This window comes from Pseudomonas sp. S2_A05, from assembly GCF_054668485.1.
Genome location: NZ_CP162775.1, coordinates 156,188 through 180,027, shown reverse-complemented (window position 1 = coordinate 180,027; position 23,840 = coordinate 156,188). Strand labels below are relative to the sequence as shown.

Below are 23,840 nucleotides of genomic sequence, written 5' to 3'. Positions count from 1 at the left end.
TAAACTCCCCGCCGCGATGATCAGCCATGGCGGCTGATTGACATCCTGCCGGGCAATTGCGCATTTTGTTTCATTTGCGCAGGCTTGGGCTCAGGCGCAGCATGTCCAGCCCGGTGTCGACCCAGCGTTCAGCCTCGGCGTGCAGTTCGAAGCTGTCCGGGGCCAGCAGCCAGCCGTACAGCAGGCCGTCGATGTAGGCATGAATGCTGATGGCCGCGCGGGCAGTGTCGAGGTCTTCCGGCAACTGGCCGCGATTCACCGCATTACGCAGGGTCAGGCCGATGCGCAGGTTGCAATCGAGACTGGCCGTCCGGCGCTGCTGGCGCAGATCGCACATTTCATCGGTGAACTCGCACTTATGAAACAGAATTTCGTTGATGCGCCGGGTTTTCGGGTCCAGTGCAACTTGATGAAACAAATGAATCAGCAACTGCCGCATGCAGCCCAGCGGGTCCGGTTCGTCTTCGCTTTCGCTGGCCTTGGCCAGTTCATCCAGCGGTTCGTGCAGGCTGTCGAGCATCGCCTGGACCAGATCGGCCTTGTTGCTGAAATGCCAGTAGATGGCGCCACGCGTTACGCCGGCGAGGGTCGCGATGTCCGCCAGGGTGGTGCGGGCAACCCCCCTTTCATAAAAGGCTTTCTCGGCCGCTTCCAGAATCTGGCTGCGGGTTTCCTGAGCTTCCTCTTTGGTACGACGGACCATGGCAGTAAAACCTCAAACAGGATGTTTCAGGGATGGCTGAATATCCGCTGAATAAAGAGGGGGCGATCTCTCGTGAATCGACTCCCCGGCCTACAATTTCAAACCTTGCGACGACTTTTGTATCAGGGTGGGTACGCGGCGCAGGTGTTTACAAACAACCATGAACGTAAGTATATTACTTAGCAAGCTACTTATCCACCCGGTGCCCGACTTTTACTCTTTCACACTTCTTGTGCGCTTCTTGCGCGCCTGACCCGAGGATCTTCATGCAATTCAAGCCAGCTGTTACCGCTCTGGTCACTGCCGTCGCCCTGGCATCGCTGCTCAGCGGATGTAAAAAGGAAGAAGCGGCCCCTGCCGCTCCGCCCCCTCAGGTCGGCGTCGTCACCCTGCAACCACAAGCCTTTACCCTGACCTCGGAACTTCCGGGCCGCACCAGTGCGTTCCGCATCGCTGAAGTTCGCCCGCAGGTCAACGGCATCATTCTCAAGCGTCTGTTCAAGGAAGGCGCCGACGTCAAAGCCGGTCAGCAGCTTTATCAGATCGATCCGTCGGTCTATGAAGCGACGCTGAAAAGTGCCGAAGCCAACCTGCGTTCGACCAAGTCGATTTCCGACCGCTACAAGCAACTGGTCGACGAACAAGCCGTGAGCCGTCAGGAATACGACACCGCATTGGCCAACCGCCTGCAATCGGAAGCGTCGCTTCAGACTGCGCAGATCAACGTGCGTTACACCAAGGTCTATGCGCCGATCTCCGGCCGTATCGGCCGCTCTTCGGTGACCGAAGGCGCACTGGTCAGCAATGGCCAGGCCGATGCAATGGCAGTGATTCAGCAGCTCGATCCGATCTACGTCGACGTCACCCAGTCGTCGGTGGAACTGCTGGAACTGCGCCGCGAACTGGAAAGTGGCCGTCTGCAGAAGGCTGGCGACAACGCCGCCGCAGTCAAGCTGACCCTGGAAGACGGCAGCCAGTACAAGCTCGACGGCAAGCTGGAATTCTCCGAAGTCTCGGTTGACCAGACCACCGGCTCGGTGACCCTGCGCGCAGTGTTCCCCAACCCGGATCACACCCTGCTGCCAGGCATGTTCGTCCACGCCCAGTTGCAGGCCGGCGTCAACAGCGCAGCGATCCTCGCGCCACAGCAAGGCGTGACCCGCGACCTCAAAGGCACCCCGACCGCACTGGTCGTCGGCGCCGACAACAAGGTCGAGCTGCGTCAGCTCAAGGCCAGCCGCACTGTCGGCAGCCAGTGGTTGATCGAAGACGGCCTGAAAGCCGGCGATCGTCTGATCACCGAAGGGCTGCAGTACGTCAAACCGGGCGTCGAGGTCAAAGCGACCGAGGCGACTAACGTCGGCACCAAGAACCCGGCCCCCGCACAGGCAGCTGACAAAGCCGCCGGCGGCAAAGGGGAGTAACCCATGTCAAAATTCTTCATCGACCGTCCGATTTTCGCTTGGGTAATCGCCCTCGTGATCATGCTGGTCGGGGCACTTTCGATCCTGAAATTGCCGATCAACCAATACCCGAGCATTGCGCCACCGGCCATTGCGATCCAGGTGACCTACCCGGGTGCGTCCGCACAAACCGTGCAGGACACCGTGGTGCAGGTCATCGAGCAACAGCTCAACGGTATCGACAACCTGCGTTATGTGTCGTCGGAAAGTAACTCCGACGGCAGCATGACCATCACCGCGACCTTCGAGCAAGGCACCAACTCCGACACCGCGCAGGTCCGAGGTTCAGAACAAGCTGAACCTGGCCACCCCGCTGCTGCCGCAGGAAGTGCAGCAACAGGGTATCCGCGTGACCAAGGCAGTGAAGAACTTCCTGCTGGTGATCGGCGTGGTTTCGCGTGACGGCAGCATGAGCAAGGACGACCTGTCCAACTACATCGTGTCGAACATGCAGGACCCGATCTCGCGCACCGCCGGTGTCGGTGACTTCCAGGTCTTCGGTGCGCAGTACGCGATGCGTATCTGGCTCGACCCGGCCAAGTTGAACAACTTCAACCTGACCCCGGTCGACGTGAAGAACGCCATTGCTGCGCAGAACGTCCAGGTGTCGTCCGGTCAGCTCGGTGGCTTGCCTGCCGTGCAGGGCCAGCAACTGAACGCGACGATCATCGGCAAGACCCGTCTGCAGACCGCCGAGCAGTTCAAGGAAATCCTGCTCAAGGTCAACAAGGACGGCTCGCAGGTTCGCCTCAAAGACGTGGCTGAAGTTGGTCTCGGCGGCGAGAACTACGCGATCAGTGCCCAGTTCAACGGCAGCCCGGCGTCCGGTCTGGCGGTGAAACTGGCCAACGGCGCCAACGCCCTCGATACCGCCAAAGCGCTGCGCAACACTATCGACAGCCTCAAGCCGTTCTTCCCGCAAGGCATGGAAGTGGTGTTCCCGTACGACACCACTCCGGTGGTGACCGAGTCGATCAAAGGCGTGGTGCACACCCTGGTCGAAGCGATCGCTCTGGTGTTCCTGGTGATGTTCCTGTTCCTGCAGAACTTCCGCGCCACCGTCATCACCACGATGACCGTGCCGGTGGTACTGCTCGGTACGTTCGGCATCCTCGCCGCCGCCGGTTTCAGCATCAACACCCTGACCATGTTCGGCATGGTGCTGGCCATCGGTCTGCTGGTGGACGATGCCATCGTCGTGGTGGAAAACGTCGAGCGGGTGATGAGCGAAGAAGGCTTGTCACCGAAGGAAGCGACGAAGAAATCCATGGGCCAGATCCAGGGCGCACTGGTCGGTATCGCCCTCGTACTCTCGGCGGTACTGCTGCCGATGGCATTCTTCAGCGGCTCCACTGGTGTGATCTACAAGCAGTTCTCGATCACCATCGTTTCGGCGATGGCCCTGTCGGTGCTGGTTGCCCTGATCTTCACCCCGGCGCTGTGCGCGACCATGCTCAAGCCGATTCCGAAAGGCGAGCACGGTACTCCGAAGAAAGGTTTCTTCGGCTGGTTCAACCGTAACTTTGACCGTGGCGTGCGCAGCTACGAGCGCGGCGTCGGCAATATGCTGACCCGCAAGGCGCCGTACCTGCTGGCGTATCTGCTGATCGTCGTCGGCATGATCTGGCTGTTCACCCGCATCCCGACCGCGTTCCTGCCGGAAGAAGACCAGGGCGTACTGTTCGCCCAAGTGCAGACCCCGGCCGGTTCCAGTGCCCAGCGCACGCAGGTGGTCGTGGATGAAATGCGTGAGTACCTGCTGCGTCCGAACAAGGACGGTGGTGAAGCGGACGCGGTGGCTTCGGTGTTCACCGTGACCGGCTTCAACTTCGCCGGCCGTGGGCAGAGCTCGGGTATGGCGTTCATCATGCTCAAACCGTGGGGCGAACGTAACGCCGACAACAGCGTGTTCAAGCTCGCCGCGCGTGCCCAGCAACACTTCTTCAGTTTCCGTGACGCGATGGTGTTTGCCTTCGCCCCGCCAGCGGTTCTGGAATTGGGTAACGCCACCGGTTTCGACGTGTTCCTGCAAGACCGCGCCGGTATCGGTCACGAAAAACTGATGGAAGCGCGCAACCAGTTCCTTGGCATGGCGGCGCAAAGCAAGGTGCTGACCCAAGTGCGTCCGAACGGCCTGAACGATGAGCCGCAGTTCCAGCTGGAAATCGACGACGAGAAGGCCAGTGCCCTCGGCATCACCATCAGCGACATCAACAACACCCTGTCGATCGCGTTGGGCAGTAGCTACGTCAACGACTTCATCGACCGTGGTCGGGTGAAGAAAGTGTATGTGCAGGGCCAGCCGGACTCGCGCATGAGCCCCGAAGACCTGAAGAAGTGGTACGTGCGTAACGCCGAAGGCACCATGGTTCCGTTCTCGGCGTTCGCCAAGGGCGAGTGGGTCTACGGTTCGCCGAAGCTGGCGCGCTACAACGGTGTGGAAGCGGTCGAGGTACTCGGGGCTCCGGCGCCGGGCTACTCCACCGGTGAAGCGATGGCTGAAGTCGAAGCGATTGCCAAGAAGCTGCCGGCCGGTGTCGGTATCTCCTGGACCGGTCTGTCCTACGAGGAACGTCTGTCCGGCTCGCAAGCGCCAGCGCTGTACGCCCTGTCGCTGCTGATGGTGTTCCTGTGTCTGGCGGCGCTGTATGAGAGCTGGTCGATTCCGATCGCGGTCATGCTCGTGGTACCGCTGGGGATCATCGGTGCACTGATGGCTACCAGCCTGCGCGGTCTGTCCAACGACGTGTACTTCCAGGTGGGCTTGTTGACGACCATCGGTCTGGCGGCTAAAAACGCCATTCTGATCGTCGAATTCGCCAAGGAACTGCATGAACAGGGACGCAGCCTGCGCGAGGCGGCAATCGAAGCCTGCCGCATGCGTCTGCGCCCGATCATCATGACCTCGCTGGCCTTCGTTCTCGGTGTTGTGCCGCTGGCGATTTCCACCGGCGCCGGTTCAGGCAGTCAGCACGCGATCGGTACCGGCGTGATTGGCGGTATGCTCACGGCCACGATCCTGGCGATCTTCTGGGTCCCACTGTTCTTCGTTACTGTGTCGTCCATCGGTCAGCGTAAAAAGACCGACGCGGATGAGACTACTGAAACTCCTAAAGAGGCTGGCCAATGAGCAAGTCGCTACTCTCCATCGCAGTCGCCGCCTTCGTGCTGAGCGGTTGCTCGCTGATACCTGACTATCAGCAGCCTGAGGCTCCGGTCGCAGGTCAGTACCCGCAGGGGCCGGCATATTCGCCGGCCCAGGCTCCGGCGCAAGCCGCTGCCGAACAGGGCTGGAAGCAGTTTTTCCATGACCCTGCCCTGCAACAGCTGATCCAGGTCGCCTTGGAAAACAACCGCGACCTGCGTGTCGCGGCGCTGAACATCGACGCTTACGCGGCGCAGTACCGCATCCAGCGCGCAGACCTGTTCCCGGCAGTTTCGGCCAATGCCGCCGGCAGCCGCCAGCGTCTGCCGGCCCGTGCCTCGCAGACCGGCGAGTCGATGATCAGCAGCTCCTACTCGGCTACCGTCGGCGTCAGCGCCTACGAACTCGACCTGTTCGGTCGGGTGCGCAGCCTGAGCGAGCAAGCGTTGCAACAGTACTTCGCTACCGAAGAAGCACGCCGCAGTACGCAGATCAGTCTGGTCGCCAACGTCGCCAATGCCTACCTGACCTGGCAAGCGGACAAGGAACTGCTCAAGCTGACGCAGGACACCCTCGGTGCCTTCGAAGAAAGCTACAAGCTGACCAGCCGCAGCAACGAAGTCGGTGTGGCTTCGGCGCTGGACCTGGCGCAATCGCGCACTTCCGTGGAAAACGCCCGGGCACAATTGGCGCGTTATACCCGCCAGGTCGCGCAGGACGAAAACAGCCTGACCCTGCTGCTCGGCACCGGTATCCCGGCCAATCTGCAAGCCGCCAAACCGCTGTCTGATGATCTGCTCAGCGACGTACCGGCCGGTCTGCCTTCGGACCTGCTGCAACGTCGTCCGGACATCCTCCAGGCCGAGTACAACCTGAAGGCGGCCAACGCTAACATCGGCGCGGCGCGGGCAGCGTTCTTCCCGAGCATCAGCCTGACCGCCAACGCGGGCAGCCTGAGCCCGGATCTGTCCGGTCTGTTCAAGGGTGGCTCGGGGACGTGGCTGTTCCAGCCGCAGATCAACCTGCCGATCTTCAACGCCGGCAGCCTGCGCGCCAGCCTCGACTACGCCAAGATCCAGAAGGACATTGGCGTGGCGAACTACGAGAAGTCCATTCAAACGGCCTTCCAGGAAGTCGCCGACGGCCTGGCCGCGCGCCAGACCTACACCGAGCAGTTGCAAGCGCAGCGTGACTTCGTGCAGGCCAACCAGGATTACTACCGCTTGGCCGAACGTCGCTATCGCATCGGCGTCGACAGCAACCTGACCTTCCTCGATGCCCAGCGTCAGTTGTTCAGCGCACAACAAGCGCTGATCACCGACCGCCTCGCGCAGTTGACCAGTGCGGTCAACCTGTACAAGGCCCTGGGTGGTGGCTGGAATGCGCAGACCGCGCAGAACGAAGCGCTGAAAGAAGAAGCGCCGAAGATGAAGCTGTTCTGATCCTCGGCTGAATACATCAAGCCCACCTTATTGGTGGGCTTTTTGTTTTTTGAAGATCAAAAGATCGCAGCCTTCGGCAGCTCCTACATTTGAAATGCGTTGCCCTGCAAGGAGCTGCCGAAGGCTGCGATCTTTTGATCTTCAATGCTGTTCGATAATCGCCCAAAACCCGCTTTTCCCAATTGAATCCAAACATCCGCCCCCCGCACCATTCGCTCCACAAAACCAATAACAACAGGTTCGACACCATGCTCCCGCGCCCTGCCCCGTCCGGCTGATTGCCATCGTTTCACCCCTGAATACTTTCCAAGTCTGCACCCCGAAAACCGGCCGCAGCGCACCCGTTCGCCCTAAAAAAACAAGAGAGACCCGAGCCCATGACAACCTCCCCTGCGCCTTACGCAATTCCCGGCCTGATCGCCCTGGCCCTGGCGGGCGCCGCCCTCCCCGTCGCGGCGCAAGAAGCCGGCTTCGTTGAAGGCGCCAAGGTCAACCTGAACCTGCGCAACTTCTATATCAACCGCAACTTCACCAACCCGACCAAAACCCAGGGCAAGGCTGAAGAATGGACGCAGAGTTTCATCCTCGACGCCAAATCCGGCTTTACCCAAGGCACCGTCGGTTTCGGCATGGACGTACTCGGGCTGTATTCGATCAAGCTCGATGGCGGTAAAGGCACGGGCGGTACGCAGTTGTTGCCGCTGGACCATGACGGGCGCCCGGCGGACAACTTCGGTCGCACCAACGTCGCCTTCAAGGCCAGACTTTCGCAGACCGAGGTCAAGGTCGGCGAGTGGATGCCGGTATTGCCGATTCTGCGTTCGGACGACGGTCGCTCGCTGCCGCAAACCTTCCGTGGCGGCCAGATCACCTCCAAGGAAATCGCCGGCCTGACCCTCTATGGCGGCCAGTTCCGCGCCAACAGCCCGCGCGACGACAGCAGCATGAGCGACATGTCGATGACCGGCAAAGCCGCGTTCACCTCTGACCGTTTCAACTTCCAGGGCGGCGAATACCTGTTCAACGACAAGCGCACACAGATCGGCTTATGGAATGCGCAACTCAAGGACATCTACAGCCAGCAGTACCTCAATGTGCTGCACAGTCAGCCGCTCGGTGACTGGACGCTGGGCGCCAACCTCGGCTTTTTCTATGGCAAGGAAGATGGCAGCGCGCGTGCCGGCGATCTGGACAACAAGACCTGGTACGGGATGTTTTCGGCCAAGTACGGCGGCAGCACGTTCTACCTCGGCCTGCAGAAACTCACCGGCGACAGCGCCTGGATGCGCGTCAACGGCACCAGTGGCGGGACTCTGGCCAACGACAGCTACAACGCCAGTTATGACAACGCTCAGGAACGCTCCTGGCAGTTGCGTCACGACTACAACTTCGCCGCCATGGGCATCCCCGGCCTGACCCTGATGAACCGCTACATCAGCGGCGACAACGTGCACACCGGGACGATCACCGACGGCAAGGAATGGGGTCGCGAATCGGAACTCGGTTACACGGTGCAGAGCGGCACGTTGAAGGATTTGAACGTCAGATGGCGCAACTCGACCATGCGCCGCGACTTCAGCAACAACGAGTTCGACGAGAACCGATTGATCGTCAGCTACCCGATCAGCCTGCTTTAACCAAACATGCTCCACTGTGGGAGCGAGCCTGCTCGCGAAAGCGCTGCTTCAGTCGACATCTGTGTCGAATATGAAATGGCCTTCGCGAGCAGGCTCGCTCCCACATTTGATTCCCATCACAGATGCATGCCATTGGTCAGGCCATGTAGCGCTTTTGCGGGCGGCGGTTACAGTGAGCAAACCTGAAGGACTCAGGTGCTCCAACCCTTCACGCTTCCGTTTCGTAGTCGGTCTCCAGCTGTGCACCAGGTTGTCATCGGAAGACACCATTTGATCACCGGAGGATCACCTCATGATCACGCGCCGCACCACTGCACCCGATTGGGACGCCAAGGCGTACCAGCAGTTTTCCCGTCTCAGACAACGTCCGGTCAACGAATTGCTCGACCGCGTCGACCTGCACAACCCGCAACGCATTTACGATCTGGGCTGCGGCACCGGCATTGCCACGCAGTTGTTGGCCAAACGCTGGCCGCGCGCGCAGTTGCAGGGCGTCGACAGCTCGGCGCAGATGCTCGATGAGGCACGCTGCCTGCCGATCCGGGCGTTGTGGAAACATTGCGACCTGCTTGATTGGCAACCTGAGCAACCGGCGGATCTGCTGTTCGCGGCCGCCGTGCTGCACTTTATCGAAGGCCATGAAAAACTGCTGCCGCGCCTGCTCGATTATCTGAATCCCGGCGGCTGTCTGGCGGCGCACATGCCGGACTGGCGCGATGCGCTGTGGTATCGGCTGATGCTCGACACCCTCGAAAACGGCGGCCCCGGTGGCACACCACTGGGCACACCTGAACTGCGCCAGCGCATGGCGGCGCGGCCGTTATTGGCACTGGAAGATTACTATCGGTTGCTCGCGCCCATGACTACGTCGCTGGATATCTGGGAGACCGAGCAGTTGCAGGTGGTTGACGGCAAGTCGCCGGTGTATGACTGGGTGAAGGTCTCGGCGCTGCGGCCGGTGATGCAGGCGTTGAGTTCAGCGGAACAGGCGCGGTTTATCTATCACTACCTGATGCGGGTGCATGAGCATTATCCGCAGGAGGGGGATGGGCATACGTTGTTTGCATTCAAGCGAATATTTATTGTCGCCAGGGTGTGATTCGTTACGGCCGCTACCGCTTTCGCGAGCAGGCTCGCTCCCACAGGGAAATGCATTCCAATGTGGGAGCGAGCCTGCTCGCGAAGGCGTCAGTGCAACAACCTCACTCGCGGGATTCAACCCCGAGTTCATCCCACACCGATTCGGCCAAATGAAACGTCGCGTTCGCCGCCGGTATGCCGCAGTAGATTGCGCTCTGCATGATCACTTCCTTGATCTCGCCACGGCTCACACCATTATTGGCCGCCGCACGCAGGTGCAGTTTCAGTTCGCCCTCGCGGTTCATGCCGATCAGCATGGCGATGGTGATCAGGCTGCGGGTATGGCGGGGCAGGCCCGGGCGGGTCCAGATGTCGCCCCATGCGTGGCGGGTGATCATCTCCTGGAATTCCGAGTTGAACTCGGTCAGCGTGGTCAGGCTGCGATCAACGTGGGCATCGCCCAGCACCGCGCGGCGGACTTGCATGCCTTCGTCGTAACGTTGTTTCTCGTCCACAAAATCTTCCTCACTGAGCCTGCAAAAACGCCAGCACACGGTCGCTGAAATCGGCGCCGGCCTGCACGTTGGACAAATGCGCCGCATGGAACTCGGCGTACTCGGCGTCGCGCACATGGTCGCGAATGAAGTGCCCGCCGGACGGCGGCGTCACCGCATCTTCGCTGCCGGCAATCACCAGCAACGGCACGTTGATCGAAGCCAGTTGTTCACGAAAATCGGCATCTCGCACGGCCGCGCAGTTAGCCGCATAACCTTGTGGATTGGTCGCGGCGAGCATGTCGGTAATCTTCTTCGCGGCCTCGGGATGCGCTGCGGAAAAGTCTGGGGTGAACCAGCGCGCAATCGAGGCATCACGCAGTGCGACCATCGCCGCCGGGCCGTCACGCAACACGGTTTCGATGCGTGGATTCCATACCGACGGATCGCCGATTTTCGCCGCCGTGTTGCACACGATCAGTTTGTGCAGACGATGGCCTGCGTTGATCCCCAGCCACTGACCGATCAGCCCGCCCATCGACAGTCCGCAGAAATGCGCGCGCTCGATATGCAGCGCATCGAGCAGACCGAGTACGTCATGGCCCAATTGCTCGATGCTGTACGGCCCTTCGGTGACCAGCGATTGCCCATGGCCGCGCGTGTCGAAACGCAGCACGCGAAAATGCTCGGTGAACGCCGGCATCTGCGCGTCCCACATGTGCAGGTCGGTGCCCAGCGAGTTGGACAGCACCAGCACCGGCGCAGCGGCCGGGCCTTCTATTTGATAGTGCAGTTCGCCATCGGCGAGTTGAACGAAAGCCACAGCCCTCTCCTTCAGACAGTCAAAGCGTTGTGTTCAGCCACCGCACGCTCGACCCAGACTTGCGCCTGGCCGAGGTAATGCGCGGGGTTGAGAAGATCATCGAGTTCAGCGCCACTGAGTTCGGCGGTGACTTGCGGCTCGTCAGCGAGCACCGCACGCAGATGGCGCTGCTCGGCCACCGCGCGTTTGCAGCACTGTTCGAGCAGATGATGCGCGGTGTCGCGGCCGACGCGTTGGGCGAGGACGATGCTCACCGCTTCGGCCAGCACCAGGCCTTGGGTCAGTTCGAGGTTGCGGGCCATGCGCGCCGCGTCGACTTCCAGACCGTCGGCCAGCAAACGCGCCTGTTGCAGCGAACCGGACACCAGGCAGCAGATCTCCGGCAAGGTTTCCCATTCGGCGTGCCACAAACCGAGGCTGCGTTCGTGCTCCTGCGGCATCGCGCTGAACAGCGTCGACACCAGCCCCGGCACCCGCGTTGCCGCGCCGATCAGCACCGCCGCGCCGACCGGGTTGCGTTTGTGCGGCATGGTCGACGAGCCGCCCTTGCCCGGTGCGGCGGGCTCGAACACTTCCGCCGCTTCGGTCTGCATCAACAGGCTGATGTCGCGGCCGAATTTGCCGAGGCTGCCGGCGATCAGTCCAAGCACGGCGCCGAACTCGACGATGCGATCACGCTGGGTATGCCACGGTTGCTCGGGCAGGGTCAGTTGCAGCTCTTCGGCCAAGGCCTCAGCGATTGGCAACGCCTGTGCCCCCAGCGCCGCGAGCGTGCCCGAGGCGCCACCGAATTGCAGCACCAGCAGACGTGGCTTGAGTTGTTGCAGACGCTGACGGCTGCGCGTGACGGCACCCAGCCATCCGGCGATTTTCATACCGAGGGTCACTGGCGTCGCGTGTTGCAGCCAGGTGCGACCGGCCAGTGGCGTGGCGGCGAAACGTTGTGCCTGAGTGGCGAGCGAGTCGGCCAGTTGTGCCAGTTGGTTTTCGATCAGCGCCAGCGCCTGGCGCAATTGCAAGACCAGCCCGGAATCCATCACGTCCTGACTGGTCGCGCCCAGATGCACATAGCGCTCGGCCTCGGCATCGCTCGAGGCGATCTGCTTGCCCAAGGCCTTGACCAGTGGAATCGCCGAATTGCCGGCCGTGGCAATCGCCTCGCCCAGCGCCGCGAAGTCATACAGACCGGCGTCGCACGCTGTGGCAATCGGTGCCACGGCCGATGAAGGAATCAGCCCGACCCGCGCCTCAGCCCGGGCCAGCGCCGCTTCGAAATCAAGCATCGCCTGCACCCGGCCCTGATCGCAGAACACTTCGCGCATATCGCGGGCGGTGAAGTAGGCATCGAACAATTGATTGCCCGGTCGCTGAGTCATAAACAGTCCTTGCCGGCGCGGGCCTCGCAGCCCGCGCACATGGGTTTACAGATCGTGGTGCAGATACTTCGCCTGCTTGGGCAAACGCAGGCTGAACAGGAAAGCCACCGCCATCATCGCCGTGACGTACCAGTAGAAGGCGTTTTCCATGCCGCCAGCCTTGAGGCTCAAGGCAACGAATTCCGCCGAACCACCGAAGATTGCATTCGCCACCGCGTAAGCCAGGCCGACACCAAGCGCGCGGACTTCCGGCGGGAACATCTCGGCTTTCACCAGACCGCTGATCGAGGTGTAGAAACTGACGATTGCCAGCGCCAGGGTGATCAGCACGAAGGCGAGGAACGGGCTGCTGATACTTTTCAGGCTGAGCAGAATCGGCACGGTGAACAGCGTGCCGAGGGCGCCGAACCAAAGCATCGAGTTACGCCGGCCGATCTTGTCGGCGAGCATGCCGAACAGCGGCTGCATGCACATATACAGGAACAGCGCGCCGGTCATGATGTAGCTGGCGGTCTTGGCGTGCATCCCGGCGGTGTTCACCAGGTATTTCTGCATGTAGGTGGTGAAGGTGTAGAAAATCAGCGAGCCGCCAGCGGTGTAGCCGAGCACGGTGATGAACGCCGCTTTGTGATCGCGGAACAGTGCAGTGATGCTGCCGGCGTCTTTGTGTGCGCGGGTTTCTTTGTTGGTGGTTTCCTTCAGCGAACGACGCAGGAACAGCGAAATCAGCGCCGCCACCGCACCGACCACGAATGGAATCCGCCAGCCGTAGGCACGCAGGTCTTCTTCAGTGAGGAACTGTTGCAGCACCACCACCAGCGACACCGCCAGCAATTGCCCGCCAATCAGCGTCACGTACTGGAACGAGGCGAAGAATCCGCGCTGGCCCTTGAGCGCGACTTCGCTCATGTAAGTCGCGGTGGTGCCGTACTCGCCGCCGACCGACAGACCTTGCAGCAAACGCGCGAACAGCAACAGCACCGGTGCCCAGACGCCGATGTCCTTGTAGGTCGGCAAACAGGCGATCAGCAACGAGCCGAAGCACATCATCAGAATCGAGATGAGCATCGAGTTCTTGCGCCCGTGCTTGTCAGCGACCCGGCCGAAAATCCAGCCACCAATCGGACGCATCAGGAACCCGGCAGCGAACACGCCAGCGGTGTTGACCAGTTGCACGGTGGGGTTATCGGAGGGGAAAAACGCCGGGGCAAAATAGATCGCGCAGAAGGCGTAGACGTAGAAGTCGAACCATTCGACGAGGTTGCCGGACGAAGCGCCGACGATAGCGAAGATGCGCTTGCTGCGCTCTTCGCCGGTGTAGTGGGAGGTGGTGGTTGTCATTGTTTTTCACTCGATAGGGACAGTCACAGTCTAGACATACTTTGCAACAGTCCCGTTCCACATCGGATCATCACCCACGTCTGGATCAGCCTTTATGGCGAGGGGATTTATCCCCGCTCGAGTGCGAAGCACTCGCAAATCAGATACACGCGGTTCATCTGAATACCGCGCCGACTGGTTTTTGGGGCTGCTTCGCAGCCCAGCGGGGATAAATCCCCTCACCACAGGGACTCTGTCCTGCAGGGGATTTGGGGTGTTCTCTCAATAATCGAAGAACACCGTCTCGGCATCGGTGCCCTGCAGAACTACATTCCACTGGTACACACCCGACGCATCCGCCTTGGCCAGCAACGTCTGGCGACGCTCCGCCGGCACACATTCCAGCAACGGATCAGCCACGTTCGCCGGTTCACCTTCAAAATAAATCCGCGTCAGCAAATGCTTGACCAGACCACGAGCAAACACCAGCACCACCAGATGCGGCGCCTGGGTCGAGCCTTTCAACCCCGGCACAGAGCCCGGTTTGATCGTGGTGAAACGGAAGCGCCCTTCGGCGTCGACCGGCACCCGACCGAAACCTTCAAAATTCGGGTCGAGCGGTTTGTCCTGCTGATCTTCCGGGTGGTCGTACTTGCCGGCGGCGTTGGCCTGCCAGACTTCGAGCATGGCGTCGTTGACGACATCGCCATTGCCATCCACCACTTGGCCGGTGATTGCCACGCGCTCGCCGAGGGTCAGCTCGTTGGCCAGGGTTTCGCGGTTCAGCCAGGTCAGGCCGATGTGGTAATACGGCCCGACGGTGTGGGACGTGGTCGCATAGAGCGTCATCTTATTTCTCCATCGGCGTGGCTTCACGGCCGCGCAGCACGATGTCCCAGCGGTAACCGAGGGCGTAGGACGGAATGGTTTTTTCCAGATCGAAACTGGCGATCAGGCGTTCCTTGGCCGAAGTGTCCGGCACGCAGTTGTAGATCGGGTCATACGCCAGCAGCGGATCACCGGGGAAGTACATCTGCGTGACCAGACGCGTAAGAATGCTCGGCCCAAACAGGGAAAAGTGGATGTGCGCCGGGCGCCAGGCGTTGTGGTGGTTGCCCCACGGATAGGCGCCGGGCTTGATGGTCTGGAACTGGTACCAGCCATCGGCATCGGTGACGGTGCGGCCGGTGCCGGTGAAGTTCGGGTCCAGCGGCGCGTCGTGCAGGTCGCGGGCATGGTTGTAGCGGCCGGCGGCGTTGGCCTGCCAGATCTCCACCAGAATCCCCGGCACCGGCAGGCCGTCTTCGTCGAGCACGCGGCCGTGAATGATGATGCGCTCGCCCAGCGGCTCGCCGTCGTGCTGCGCGGTGAGGTCATTGTCCTTCTCGGCAACGTGTTCGGCACCGATGGTCGGCCCGGTGATTTCCGACAGCGAGTGCGGCAGGTGCACCAACGGCTTGGACGGCGAGCGCAGGTTGGTGGATTGATACGTCGGGTGCAGGTAGTCAGGCTGAGTGCCTGCCTGTGGGCGACGGTAACCAGGCTTGTCAGTCATTTCGCTTTCCTCAGTTCTTGTAAGTGCCGCAGCGCGTCAGACACGTTCGATGGCTAGGGCCAGACCCTGGCCGACACCGACGCACATGGTCGCCAGACCTTTCTTGCCGCCAGTCTTTTCCAGATGATGCAGGGCGGTCAGCACCAGCCGCGCACCGCTCATGCCCAACGGGTGACCGAGGGCAATCGCGCCGCCATTCGGGTTGACCTGCGGCGCATCGTCGGCCAGACCCAACTCGCGCAGCACCGCCAAGCCTTGGCTGGCAAACGCTTCGTTGAGTTCGATCACGTCGAAATCGCTGACCGCCACGCCGAGGCGCTCGGTCAGTTTGCGCACCGCCGGCACCGGGCCGATGCCCATCACCCGTGGTGCGACACCGGCGCTGGCCATGCCGAGCACTTTTGCGCGGGCGGTCAGGCCGTGTTTTTTCACCGCTTCGGCCGAAGCCAGAATCAGCGCAGCAGCACCATCGTTGACCCCCGAGGCATTGCCGGCGGTGACGGTTTTGTCCGCGCCGTTGACCGGTTTCAACTTGGTCAACGCTTCAATCGTGGTATCGGCGCGCGGATGTTCGTCCTGGCTAACCACGGTTTCGCCCTTCTTGTGGGCAATCCGTACTTCAACAATTTCTTCGGCGAAGTAACCGGCGGCCTGCGCGGCGGCGGTACGTTGCTGACTGCGCAAGGCAAAGGCGTCCTGATCTGCGCGCGAGACCTTATAGTCGTCGGCGACGTTGTCAGCGGTTTGCGGCATGGCATCGACGCCGTACTGCGCCTTCATCAGCGGGTTGATGAAACGCCAGCCGATGGTGGTGTCCTCCAGCTTCATGTTGCGCGAGAACGCCGCGTCGGCCTTGCCCATCACGAATGGCGCGCGGGACATCGACTCGACGCCACCGGCAATCGCCAACTCCATCTCGCCACTGGCGATAGCGCGGAATGCGGTGCCGATCGCGTCCATGCCCGAAGCGCAGAGGCGATTGAGCGTAACGCCGGGCACGCTGTCCGGCAGGCCGGCGAGCAGCAATGCCATGCGTGCGACGTTGCGGTTGTCTTCGCCGGCCTGATTGGCGCAGCCGAGGAACACCTCATCGACGGCATTCCAGTCCACCGATGGATTGCGCTCCATCAGGGCCTTGATCGGCACGGCGGCCAGGTCGTCGGCGCGCACGGCGGACAATGCGCCACCGAAGCGGCCAATGGGGGTGCGAATCGCGTCGCAGATATACACGTCACGCATCATGCTTCTCCCGGTGCCTGACCGTGGGCGGCAGCGGTGCGCGCTTCAAGATCACGCAGCGCCGTCAGCTCGACTTCGGTCGGCTCAGCGGTGGTTTCAACAGAGTCGGCAAAACGGATCGCCCAACCGGTGGCGGCGACCACTTGCTCGCGGGTCACGCCCGGATGCAGCGCGGTGACCACAAATTCGTGGGTGCCCTCCTCCGGTTCCATGATGCACAGGTCGGTGATGATCCCCACCGGCCCGGCGCCCGGCAGGCCGAGACGTTTACGCGAATCGCCGCCCTCGCCGTGACCGACCGAGGTGATGAAATCGAGTTTGTCGACAAACGAACGCGCCGACTGTTTAAGGATGATCAGCACGCTTTTCGCCGAACCGGCAATCTCCGGCGCGCCACCGGCACCCGGCAGGCGCACTTTCGGCGCGTGGTAGTCGCCGACCACGGTGGTGTTGATGTTGCCGAAACGGTCGACCTGCGCGGCGCCGAGGAAGCCAACGTCGATGCGCCCGCCCTGCAACCAATAGCGAAAAATCTCACCGGTCGGCACCACGGTGTCGGCGGTCTCGGCCAGCTCACCGTCACCGATGGACAGCGGCAGTACGCTCGGCTTAGCGCCAATCGGGCCGGATTCGTAAATCAGCACCACGTCCGGCGATGAAGTCAGGCGCGCGAGGTTGGCGGCTTTCGATGGCAGGCCGATGCCGACGAAGCATACCGAGCCGTTCTTCAGGCGCCGGGCCGCCGCGACGGTCATCATTTCATTGGTGGTGTAAGTCATTACTTGGCCTCCGAAGCAGCGGCCAATTTGGCCTGGAATTCGCTGAAGTCAGCGCAGCCATGGATGTATTCGTTGATCCACGCGGTAAACGTCTCACGGTCGCGAGCGATCGGGTCCCACGCCTGATAGAAACGATTGTCACGCTCGGTGTAACCGTGGGCGTAGGACGGATGCGCGCCGCCCGGCACGTGGCAGACCGCGCTCAAGGCCCAGGTCGGCAGTACGCAAGCGTTCATCGGTGCGTTGAGGTCATCGACGATCTCTTCCACCGTGACGATGCAGCGCTTGGCCGCCAGCGCGGCTTCTTTCTGCACACCGAGAATGCCCCAGAGCAGCACGTTGCCTTTGCGGTCGGCCTTTTGCGCGTGGATCACGGTGACGTCCGGGCGCACCGATGGCACTGCCGCCAGCACTTCGCCGGTGAACGGACAGGTCACGGTTTTGATCAGCGGATTGACCTTCGGCAGGTCGGAACCGGCGTAGGCACGCAGCACCGCGAACGGCAGCCCGGACGCGCCGGCGACGTAGGCGTTGGCGAGGTCGGCGTGGCTGTGTTCTTCGATTTCCAGCGCGTGTGGCCACTGCTTTTCGACCGCGTCACGCAGACGGTGCAGCGAACCCACACCCGGGTTGCCGCCCCAGGAGAAAATCAGTTTGCGCGCGCAACCGGCGCCGATCAGTTGGTCGTAGATCAGGTCAGGCGTCATCCGCACCAGCGTCAGATCTTTCTTGCCTTGACGAATGATTTCATGACCCGCTGCCGTAGGGATCAGGTGAGTGAAGCCTTCGAGGGCGACGGTATCGCCGTCGTTGACGAATTGCTTCACCGCGTCGTGCAGCGAAAGGATCTCAGCCATGGAGCGGGCTCCTGTTCTTGTAAGGAATCGCCAGTGATAAAAAGGCGCGAGGTTCAGCGCCGGAGTCACTGAAGATTAAGCTCGGGAAAATCGCCAAACAATCCGATAATCGACTGAGTGTTCGTTTATCGAACGGATTGTTGTTCAGCTAACAATCAGATCAAAAGCTTCGCGAGCAGGCTCGCTCCCACCTTGGAATGCATTCCAGAATGTGGGAGCGAGCCTGCTCGCGAAGGGGCCAGCCTGTTCAATAACGATCTGCGCCCGATTCAGGTCGCATCCGCATGACTGACCATGCCCTTGATCAACACCGCCGCCGTCGCCAACCCCGCCGGGATCACCAGAGCGGTCAGCACTTGCTCGAAATTCCAGCCCAGGCCGAGCAAGGTTGCGCCCATCCACGCGCCAAGAATCGCGCCGAAGCGGCCGATGCCGAGCATCCACGACACCCCGGTCGCACGGCCCTGGGTCGGGTAGAAGCGCGCTGCCAATGACGGCATCGCCGATTGCGCGCCGTTAACGCACATGCCCGCCACCAGTACCAGCGTCGCCAGCAAAGTGATGTTGCCCAGGCTCTGCCCCACGGCGTAGGCAAACACCCCGGCCAGCAGGTAGAAAATGCCGATGACCTTGTGCGGATTGAAGCGGTCCATCGCCCAGCCCACCCCGACCGCGCTCAACACCCCACCAAACTGGAACAACGCACCGATGAACGCGGCCTGTTCCATGCTCGCGCCGCTGTCGCGCATCAGCGTCGGCAGCCAACTGGTCAGCAGGTAGACGATCACCAGGCCCATGAAATAGGTCAGCCACAACAGCAGCGTGCCGGTGCTGTAAGTGCCGGAGAAGATCACCGCGAAGACATTGCGCGCCTTGACGGTTTTCTGTTCCGGCACGCTGAAGCTCGCAGCCTGGGCGACGGTAATTGGATCGATCGGTGCCAAGGTCTTGCGAACTTTGTCGGTGCCGCGGTTGCGTACCACCAGGTAGCGCGCCGACTCCGGCAGCCAGAACACCAATACCACGGCGAGGATCAGCGGCAGGATCCCGCCGATCATCAACAGCGCGTGCCAGCCGAACGCCGGGATCAGTTTTGCCGAGATGAAACCGCCGCCGGCCATGCCGAGGTTGAAGCCGCAGAACATGCTGGTCACCAGCAGCGACTTCTTGCGCTCCGGGGTGTATTCCGAGAGCAGCGTCGTCGCGTTGGGCATGCCCGCGCCGAGACCGAGGCCGGTAAGGAAGCGCAACACCAGCAGTTGTTCGACGTTGGTGCTGTACGCCGAGGCCAGGCTGAAGCCGCCGAACAGAATCACCGCACCGACGAGTACGACTTTGCGCCCGAAGCGGTCAGCCAAAGGGCCGGAGCCGAGGGCGCCGAAGACCATGCCGATCAGCGCAGCACTCATCACCGGGCCGAGGCTGGCGCGGTCGATGCCCCAGTCTTGCGACAGCGCCGGGGCGATGAAGCCCATGGCGGCGGTGTCGAGGCCGTCGAGAAATACGATCAGGAAACACAGGATCACCACTCGCCACTGATAGCGCGAGATCGGTTGGGCGTTGATAAAGGTCTGCACATCGAGGCAGTTACCCACAGCGGACTGAGGCTGGTTCATTATTTTTATTCCACGCAAAAAACGCAGTCGAACGGCGGCCGGCCAAAGGAAGGCACGGTCACAAGAATAGAAGGTTGTTATCAGGCGTTGCGGTGAACCCGGCAACAACGGGTGGGATACGGACAGTCGGGGAGCGAGCGCATGGTGAGTTGCCTCTTGTCATTATTATGGGGTCGACAGTCCGGCGAGCTCATTCACATCAGCGCCGGATGACGCTGCCGCGACATTAATGATCCGAGGGTTTTAGCGTCAATTCGATAAACGCAACACTGTGCGTTTATCGAACAGCTTCCTCAGGCGAACAACTGCGCACTGAGGTCGCGGCTGGCGCTGAGCAGGCCGGGCAGGAAGCGCTGCTCCAGCTCGGCGCGGCTGACTCGCCCGGCGTGGGTGCTGACATTCAGCGCGGCGACCACTTGCCCGGAGGCGTCGTACACCGGCACAGCGATCGAGCGCAGGCCCTGTTCCAGTTCCTGATCGACAATGCACCAGCCCTGCTGACGCACCTGCTGCAAACATTCGAGCAACGCGTCCGGGGTATGAATGGTGCGGCTGGTCTTGGCCACCAGTTCGGCGTGGTCGAGGTATTCGCCCAGGGAGGTGTCATCCAGTGCCGCTAGCAGAATCCGCCCCATCGACGTGCAATACGCCGGCAACCGCCCACCGACGGAAAGGTCGACCGAGATCAATCGCTGAGTGGTCGCCGAACGTGCGATATAGAGAATGTCATCGCCCTCCAGCGTCGCCATGTTGCAGGCTTCGTGCAGTTGCTCGCTCATACGGTCGAGATACGGCTGTGCGGAAACGGCCAGCGGGGTTGAGGACAGATAGGCGTGGCCGAGGGTCAGCACTTTCGGCAGCAGCGAATAGGTGCGCCCGTCGGTGGTGGCGTAGCCGAGCTTGATCAGCGTGTGCAGACAACGGCGCACGGCGGCGCGGGGAATTTCCGTGCGATGACTGATCTGCGCGATGGTCAGGTGGCGTTTACGTTCCTGAAACGCCTGCACCACCGCCAGACCACGGGCCAAGGACGTCATGAAATCCGGATCACCGGTCAGCGCCTGAATGCGCTTGGCCGGCGAAGCGACGATGGGCGGCGCCACCGACGTGAAGGAGTTGCGCATTTGATCGTTCATTTCTTGTCCTTGTCCGGCACGCATCGATGCCTAGTCAAACGGCTCGCCGCGCGATGCACAAGCATCGCGGCACCAACATTGGGCGATTATCGAACCGCCGACCGATAATCGCAATCCAGCCGCCCGCCCTCCTCTTCATCCTTGAGGCAGCTTTAGCGATTCTGCTCGCAACTTAGTTGTTCCAGTTAATGGCGCCAAAAACAGAACGCCTGTTCTATAACGCGGTCTTTACACTTAACTAGCGGTAAAAGTTGCCGGTAACAAAACCCTCACACATTCAGAACCGTTTTTAACTTGGCAAAGATAGTCATTCCCGAATCGGCCGCTATAATGCACCCTAGTCGCGGCGCTTTAATCAAAAGCCCGCGACTTGCTGAAACGAGGTCCTTCGTCTCAGCTCCGGCCAGCGCCCGGCGCCCATCACACATGCAACGCCAGCGCTCGCTGAAACAGGAAACTGATGCTGCGTCAGTTTTTATCTGGTGCCGTAGCCGCCTGTAACACGGAAGTCTTGATCGCCTCTGCAATGTCTCCGCGCCTGATCGGGCTGTGGATGACTGGCGGGTTCGCTCAATTGACTCGTTGCAGTGTGTTTCACCGGATATTCAATTCAACTCATACAGGTAGCACCGTGACGAAAGACGAACTGCGCGCGGAACTAGAGCGCCAGGAACAACGTTACAAGGAAGTTTACGGCGGGGAAGTCACCACCTACGCCGCTCAGCCGGAACCGGAACGCAAGGCATGGCGCAAGCGCCCTACTGTTCAGGATCAGGTGTTCAAGCAGGAAATCGAAAAGATCGAAAAGGAACTCAAAGCCGAAGAGCCATGAGCCACGGCGGTTGAGCATTCGAAAGTCGGCGTCCGCCTGAGCCACAGCGCGGTGGAAGACGACATCTCGCGCGCCCGCTATCTGCGGGCAGCGGCTGCATCGCTGTTCTGGGGCTTATGAACGAGCGTCCCACAGGTTTCAGAGATATTTCAGACAAGCGTTTGAGCCTTTGCGATGTCTGAAAAAACGGCTCGAAAATATAGTTTATTCAATAAAATCAAGTAGTTGAAAAACCCTGCGTGCTGCTTGGTTTTCACGCCCTGCAACAAATTAAATCGAAGAAGGGTGTGACCAGTGAGCAGACGGGGCATCGATTTCCTGTCTTTTCTGGCATAATCGCGCCCCCTTACGACCGGGTCAGAAAACCTTCATGATCGATTTATTCAGCGGACTGGATGCTTGGGTGCTTGTGAGCCTCTTGCTCGCCCTGACGTTTGTCCTCGCCTTCGAGTTCATCAATGGATTTCATGACACCGCTAACGCGGTAGCCACTGTTATCTACACCAAAGCCATGCCGCCACACCTGGCGGTGTTCTTTTCCGGTGTGTTCAATTTCCTCGGCGTGCTGCTGGGCGGCGTTGGCGTGGCTTATGCCATCGTCCACCTGCTGCCGGTTGAACTGCTGATCAATGTGAACACCGGCCATGGCCTGGCGATGGTGTTCTCGTTGCTCGCCGCGGCAATCGCCTGGAATTTGGGCACCTGGTACTTCGGTATCCCGGCTTCCAGCTCGCACACCCTGATCGGCTCGATCCTCGGCGTCGGTCTGGCCAACGCGCTGATCAACGACATTCCGTTGAGAGATGGCGTGAACTGGCAGAAAGCGATCGACATCGGCGCCTCGCTGGTGTTCTCGCCGATGGCCGGCTTCCTCATCGCCGCGCTGGTGCTGATCGGCCTGAAATGGTGGCGCCCGCTGTCGAAGATGCACAAGACGCCGGAACAGCGCCGCAAGATCGACGACAAAAAGCACCCGCCGTTCTGGAACCGTCTGGTCCTGGTGATCTCGGCCATGGCCGTGAGCTTCGTGCACGGTTCCAACGATGGCCAGAAAGGCATCGGCCTGATCATGCTGGTGCTGATCGGTATTGTCCCGGCGCAGTTCGTACTCGATCTGAACAGCACCACCTACCAGATCGAACGCACCCGCGACGCGACCCTGCACCTGAGCCAGTTCTACCAGCGCAACGCCGATTCGCTGGGTGAATTCCTGGCCCTGGGCAAGAGCGTGGAAGGCGACCTGCCGGAGAAATTCCGCTGCAACCCGCAGCAGACCGAACCGACCATCACCGCCCTGCTGCATACCCTCAAAGGTGTAGCGGACTACCATTCGCTGTCGTCGGACAGCCGCATCGAAGTGCGTCGCTACCTGCTCTGCCTGGACGACACGGCGAAGAAAGTCGGCAAATTGCCTGGCCTGGAAGCCCGTGAAAAGGCTGACCTCGACAAGCTGCGCAAAGACCTGACCACCACCACTGAATACGCCCCGTTCTGGGTGATTCTGGCGGTCGCCCTGGCACTGGGCCTGGGCACCATGGTCGGCTGGAAGCGTGTGGTGCTGACCATTGGCGAGAAGATCGGCAAGCAGGGCATGACCTATTCCCAGGGCATGTCGGCGCAGATCACCACAGCCAGCCTGATCGGCATGGCCAACATTTTCAGCCTGCCGGTGTCGACCACTCATGTGTTGTCTTCGGGTGTGGCCGGGACCATGGTTGCCAATAAAAGCGGCCTGCAGGGTGGCACGGTCAAGACTATTCTGCTGGCCTGGGTGTTGACCTTGCCAGCGACCGTGGCGCTGTCGGCCGGGTTGTTCTGGTTGGCTTCGAAGGCTTTGGGTAGTTGATCGATTGTTGCTTGTGAAGGAGGCGCGATTCTTTGGAATCGCGCCTTTTTTGTTTTTTGGATTGGGGGCATATCCGTTGCTGCGGGTGCTGCCGCTGGCGGTTTCGCTCTTACAGCGAGTCACCTTTTCCAAACGCCAAAAAGGTAACCCAAAGGCTTTGCCCCGGCGTACGGCCCGCTCGCTGGAGCTCGGGGTACCTTCGTTACGGGACCGATCCGGGCGCAGCGGCTCCGGTTGGCTTCGCTGCACCTACACTCGCTGTGTACGACTGCGTCGTACAGTCGCTACGCTCCCACCCCCGGATCGATCCCGTAACGAAGCCTGCCGAAGGGGCAAAAGATCAAAAGCAAAAGCCAAAGCCAGATCAAGAGCCCCTCACCCTAGCCCTCTCCCAGAGGGAGAGGGGACTGACCGAGGTGTTTGGGCGAAACACGCCGACTTGCGATACCGAGTCGAATGCAGGTTTTGAACACCGCAAAAATCGGCTCCCTCTCCCT

18 protein-coding genes and 1 pseudogene are annotated in these 23,840 nt (G+C 61.0%); 7 read left to right on the top strand and 12 right to left on the bottom strand.

Going from position 1 to position 23,840, the window contains the following annotated elements; genetic code table 11:
- Positions 1–70: 70 nt before the first annotated feature.
- On the bottom strand, positions 71–703 hold the full coding sequence (gene emhR, locus AB4O12_RS00855) for an efflux system transcriptional repressor EmhR (RefSeq protein ID WP_016771330.1): 633 nt from the start codon (positions 701–703) through the stop codon (positions 71–73).
- A 266-nt stretch (positions 704–969) separates the two neighbouring features.
- Here emhR and emhA point away from each other — a divergent pair, with 266 nt between their 5' ends.
- From emhA to AB4O12_RS00830, 5 genes and pseudogenes are all read left to right on the top strand, one after another.
- Positions 970–2,127 carry an efflux RND transporter periplasmic adaptor subunit EmhA gene (emhA, locus tag AB4O12_RS00850; RefSeq protein WP_039762673.1) on the top strand — a complete coding sequence of 386 codons (1,158 nt, stop codon included), beginning with the start codon at positions 970–972 and terminating at the stop codon, positions 2,125–2,127.
- Between the two features lie 3 nt (positions 2,128–2,130).
- Positions 2,131–5,296, top strand: a pseudogene (emhB, locus tag AB4O12_RS00845) (efflux RND transporter permease subunit EmhB).
- On the top strand, positions 5,293–6,753 hold the full coding sequence (emhC, locus tag AB4O12_RS00840) for an efflux RND transporter outer membrane subunit EmhC (protein WP_024011945.1): 1,461 nt from the start codon (positions 5,293–5,295) through the stop codon (positions 6,751–6,753). The pseudogene emhB and the gene emhC overlap by 4 nt, the downstream one beginning before the upstream one ends.
- Positions 6,754–7,130: 377 nt before the next feature.
- Positions 7,131–8,390 carry an OprD family porin gene (locus AB4O12_RS00835; protein ID WP_460060119.1) on the top strand — a complete coding sequence of 420 codons (1,260 nt, stop codon included), beginning with the start codon at positions 7,131–7,133 and terminating at the stop codon, positions 8,388–8,390.
- 292 nt (positions 8,391–8,682) lie between these two features.
- Positions 8,683–9,489, top strand: a complete 807-nt coding sequence (locus tag AB4O12_RS00830) for a methyltransferase domain-containing protein (protein ID WP_460060117.1) — start codon at positions 8,683–8,685, stop codon at positions 9,487–9,489.
- 103 nt (positions 9,490–9,592) lie between these two features.
- Here AB4O12_RS00830 and pcaC read toward each other — a convergent pair whose 3' ends face one another.
- The 11 genes from pcaC to pcaR all read right to left on the bottom strand — a co-directional run bounded on the left by pcaC (position 9,593) and on the right by pcaR (position 20,665).
- Positions 9,593–9,985: a 4-carboxymuconolactone decarboxylase gene (gene pcaC / locus AB4O12_RS00825; protein WP_007917093.1), complete on the bottom strand. Its 393-nt coding sequence runs from the start codon at positions 9,983–9,985 to the stop codon at positions 9,593–9,595.
- Between the two features lie 10 nt (positions 9,986–9,995).
- Entirely contained in the window at positions 9,996–10,787 is a 792-nt protein-coding gene (pcaD, locus tag AB4O12_RS00820) for a 3-oxoadipate enol-lactonase (RefSeq protein WP_310214661.1), read from the bottom strand.
- 11 nt (positions 10,788–10,798) lie between these two features.
- Positions 10,799–12,163, bottom strand: a complete 1,365-nt coding sequence (locus tag AB4O12_RS00815) for a 3-carboxy-cis,cis-muconate cycloisomerase (protein ID WP_460060114.1) — start codon at positions 12,161–12,163, stop codon at positions 10,799–10,801.
- Positions 12,164–12,208: 45 nt separating this feature from the next.
- A complete protein-coding gene (locus tag AB4O12_RS00810; RefSeq protein ID WP_041478914.1) occupies positions 12,209–13,504 on the bottom strand; it encodes an MFS family transporter in 1,296 nt (431 codons plus the stop codon).
- Positions 13,505–13,765: 261 nt separating this feature from the next.
- Positions 13,766–14,332 carry a protocatechuate 3,4-dioxygenase subunit alpha gene (pcaG, locus tag AB4O12_RS00805; protein WP_095180561.1) on the bottom strand — a complete coding sequence of 189 codons (567 nt, stop codon included), beginning with the start codon at positions 14,330–14,332 and terminating at the stop codon, positions 13,766–13,768.
- 1 nt (position 14,333) lies between these two features.
- On the bottom strand, positions 14,334–15,038 hold the full coding sequence (gene pcaH, locus AB4O12_RS00800; protein WP_041478916.1) for a protocatechuate 3,4-dioxygenase subunit beta: 705 nt from the start codon (positions 15,036–15,038) through the stop codon (positions 14,334–14,336).
- A 36-nt stretch (positions 15,039–15,074) separates the two neighbouring features.
- On the bottom strand, positions 15,075–16,280 hold the full coding sequence (gene pcaF, locus AB4O12_RS00795; protein WP_177434204.1) for a 3-oxoadipyl-CoA thiolase: 1,206 nt from the start codon (positions 16,278–16,280) through the stop codon (positions 15,075–15,077).
- A complete protein-coding gene (locus tag AB4O12_RS00790) occupies positions 16,277–17,056 on the bottom strand; it encodes a CoA-transferase subunit beta (protein WP_016771341.1) in 780 nt (259 codons plus the stop codon). The genes pcaF and AB4O12_RS00790 overlap by 4 nt, the downstream gene beginning before the upstream one ends.
- Positions 17,056–17,913, bottom strand: a complete 858-nt coding sequence (locus AB4O12_RS00785; protein ID WP_024011937.1) for a CoA transferase subunit A — start codon at positions 17,911–17,913, stop codon at positions 17,056–17,058. The genes AB4O12_RS00790 and AB4O12_RS00785 overlap by 1 nt, the downstream gene beginning before the upstream one ends.
- 269 nt (positions 17,914–18,182) lie before the next feature.
- Positions 18,183–19,529: a 4-hydroxybenzoate transporter PcaK gene (locus tag AB4O12_RS00780; RefSeq protein WP_041478919.1), complete on the bottom strand. Its 1,347-nt coding sequence runs from the start codon at positions 19,527–19,529 to the stop codon at positions 18,183–18,185.
- A 293-nt stretch (positions 19,530–19,822) separates the two neighbouring features.
- The gene (gene pcaR / locus AB4O12_RS00775) at positions 19,823–20,665 is read right to left on the bottom strand and encodes a pca regulon transcriptional regulator PcaR (RefSeq protein WP_016771343.1); all 843 of its coding nucleotides are present in this window, start codon (positions 20,663–20,665) and stop codon (positions 19,823–19,825) included.
- A 631-nt stretch (positions 20,666–21,296) separates the two neighbouring features.
- Between pcaR and AB4O12_RS00770 the strand changes: the two genes are divergently transcribed.
- Both AB4O12_RS00770 and AB4O12_RS00765 read left to right on the top strand, forming a co-directional pair.
- The gene (locus AB4O12_RS00770; protein ID WP_008080067.1) at positions 21,297–21,497 is read left to right on the top strand and encodes a hypothetical protein; all 201 of its coding nucleotides are present in this window, start codon (positions 21,297–21,299) and stop codon (positions 21,495–21,497) included.
- Between the two features lie 370 nt (positions 21,498–21,867).
- A complete protein-coding gene (locus tag AB4O12_RS00765; RefSeq protein ID WP_016771345.1) occupies positions 21,868–23,343 on the top strand; it encodes an inorganic phosphate transporter in 1,476 nt (491 codons plus the stop codon).
- Positions 23,344–23,840: the final 497 nt, after the last annotated feature.

Bases quoted from the DNA above. Each gene is read 5' to 3' on its own strand.
- emhC (WP_024011945.1), top strand. From the start codon at position 5,293: ATGAGCAAGTCGCTACTCTCCATCGCAGTCGCCGCCTTCGTGCTGAGC.
- pcaG (WP_095180561.1), bottom strand. From the start codon at position 14,332: ATGACGCTCTATGCGACCACGTCCCACACCGTCGGGCCGTATTACCAC.
- AB4O12_RS00810 (WP_041478914.1), bottom strand. From the start codon at position 13,504: ATGACAACCACCACCTCCCACTACACCGGCGAAGAGCGCAGCAAGCGC.
- emhA (WP_039762673.1), top strand. From the start codon at position 970: ATGCAATTCAAGCCAGCTGTTACCGCTCTGGTCACTGCCGTCGCCCTG.
- emhR (WP_016771330.1), bottom strand. From the start codon at position 703: ATGGTCCGTCGTACCAAAGAGGAAGCTCAGGAAACCCGCAGCCAGATT.
- pcaH (WP_041478916.1), bottom strand. From the start codon at position 15,038: ATGACTGACAAGCCTGGTTACCGTCGCCCACAGGCAGGCACTCAGCCT.
- AB4O12_RS00785 (WP_024011937.1), bottom strand. From the start codon at position 17,913: ATGGCTGAGATCCTTTCGCTGCACGACGCGGTGAAGCAATTCGTCAAC.
- AB4O12_RS00830 (WP_460060117.1), top strand. From the start codon at position 8,683: ATGATCACGCGCCGCACCACTGCACCCGATTGGGACGCCAAGGCGTAC.
- pcaR (WP_016771343.1), bottom strand. From the start codon at position 20,665: ATGAACGATCAAATGCGCAACTCCTTCACGTCGGTGGCGCCGCCCATC.
- AB4O12_RS00835 (WP_460060119.1), top strand. From the start codon at position 7,131: ATGACAACCTCCCCTGCGCCTTACGCAATTCCCGGCCTGATCGCCCTG.
- AB4O12_RS00780 (WP_041478919.1), bottom strand. From the start codon at position 19,529: ATGAACCAGCCTCAGTCCGCTGTGGGTAACTGCCTCGATGTGCAGACC.
- AB4O12_RS00815 (WP_460060114.1), bottom strand. From the start codon at position 12,163: ATGACTCAGCGACCGGGCAATCAATTGTTCGATGCCTACTTCACCGCC.
- AB4O12_RS00790 (WP_016771341.1), bottom strand. From the start codon at position 17,056: ATGACTTACACCACCAATGAAATGATGACCGTCGCGGCGGCCCGGCGC.
- AB4O12_RS00765 (WP_016771345.1), top strand. From the start codon at position 21,868: ATGATCGATTTATTCAGCGGACTGGATGCTTGGGTGCTTGTGAGCCTC.
- pcaF (WP_177434204.1), bottom strand. From the start codon at position 16,280: ATGATGCGTGACGTGTATATCTGCGACGCGATTCGCACCCCCATTGGC.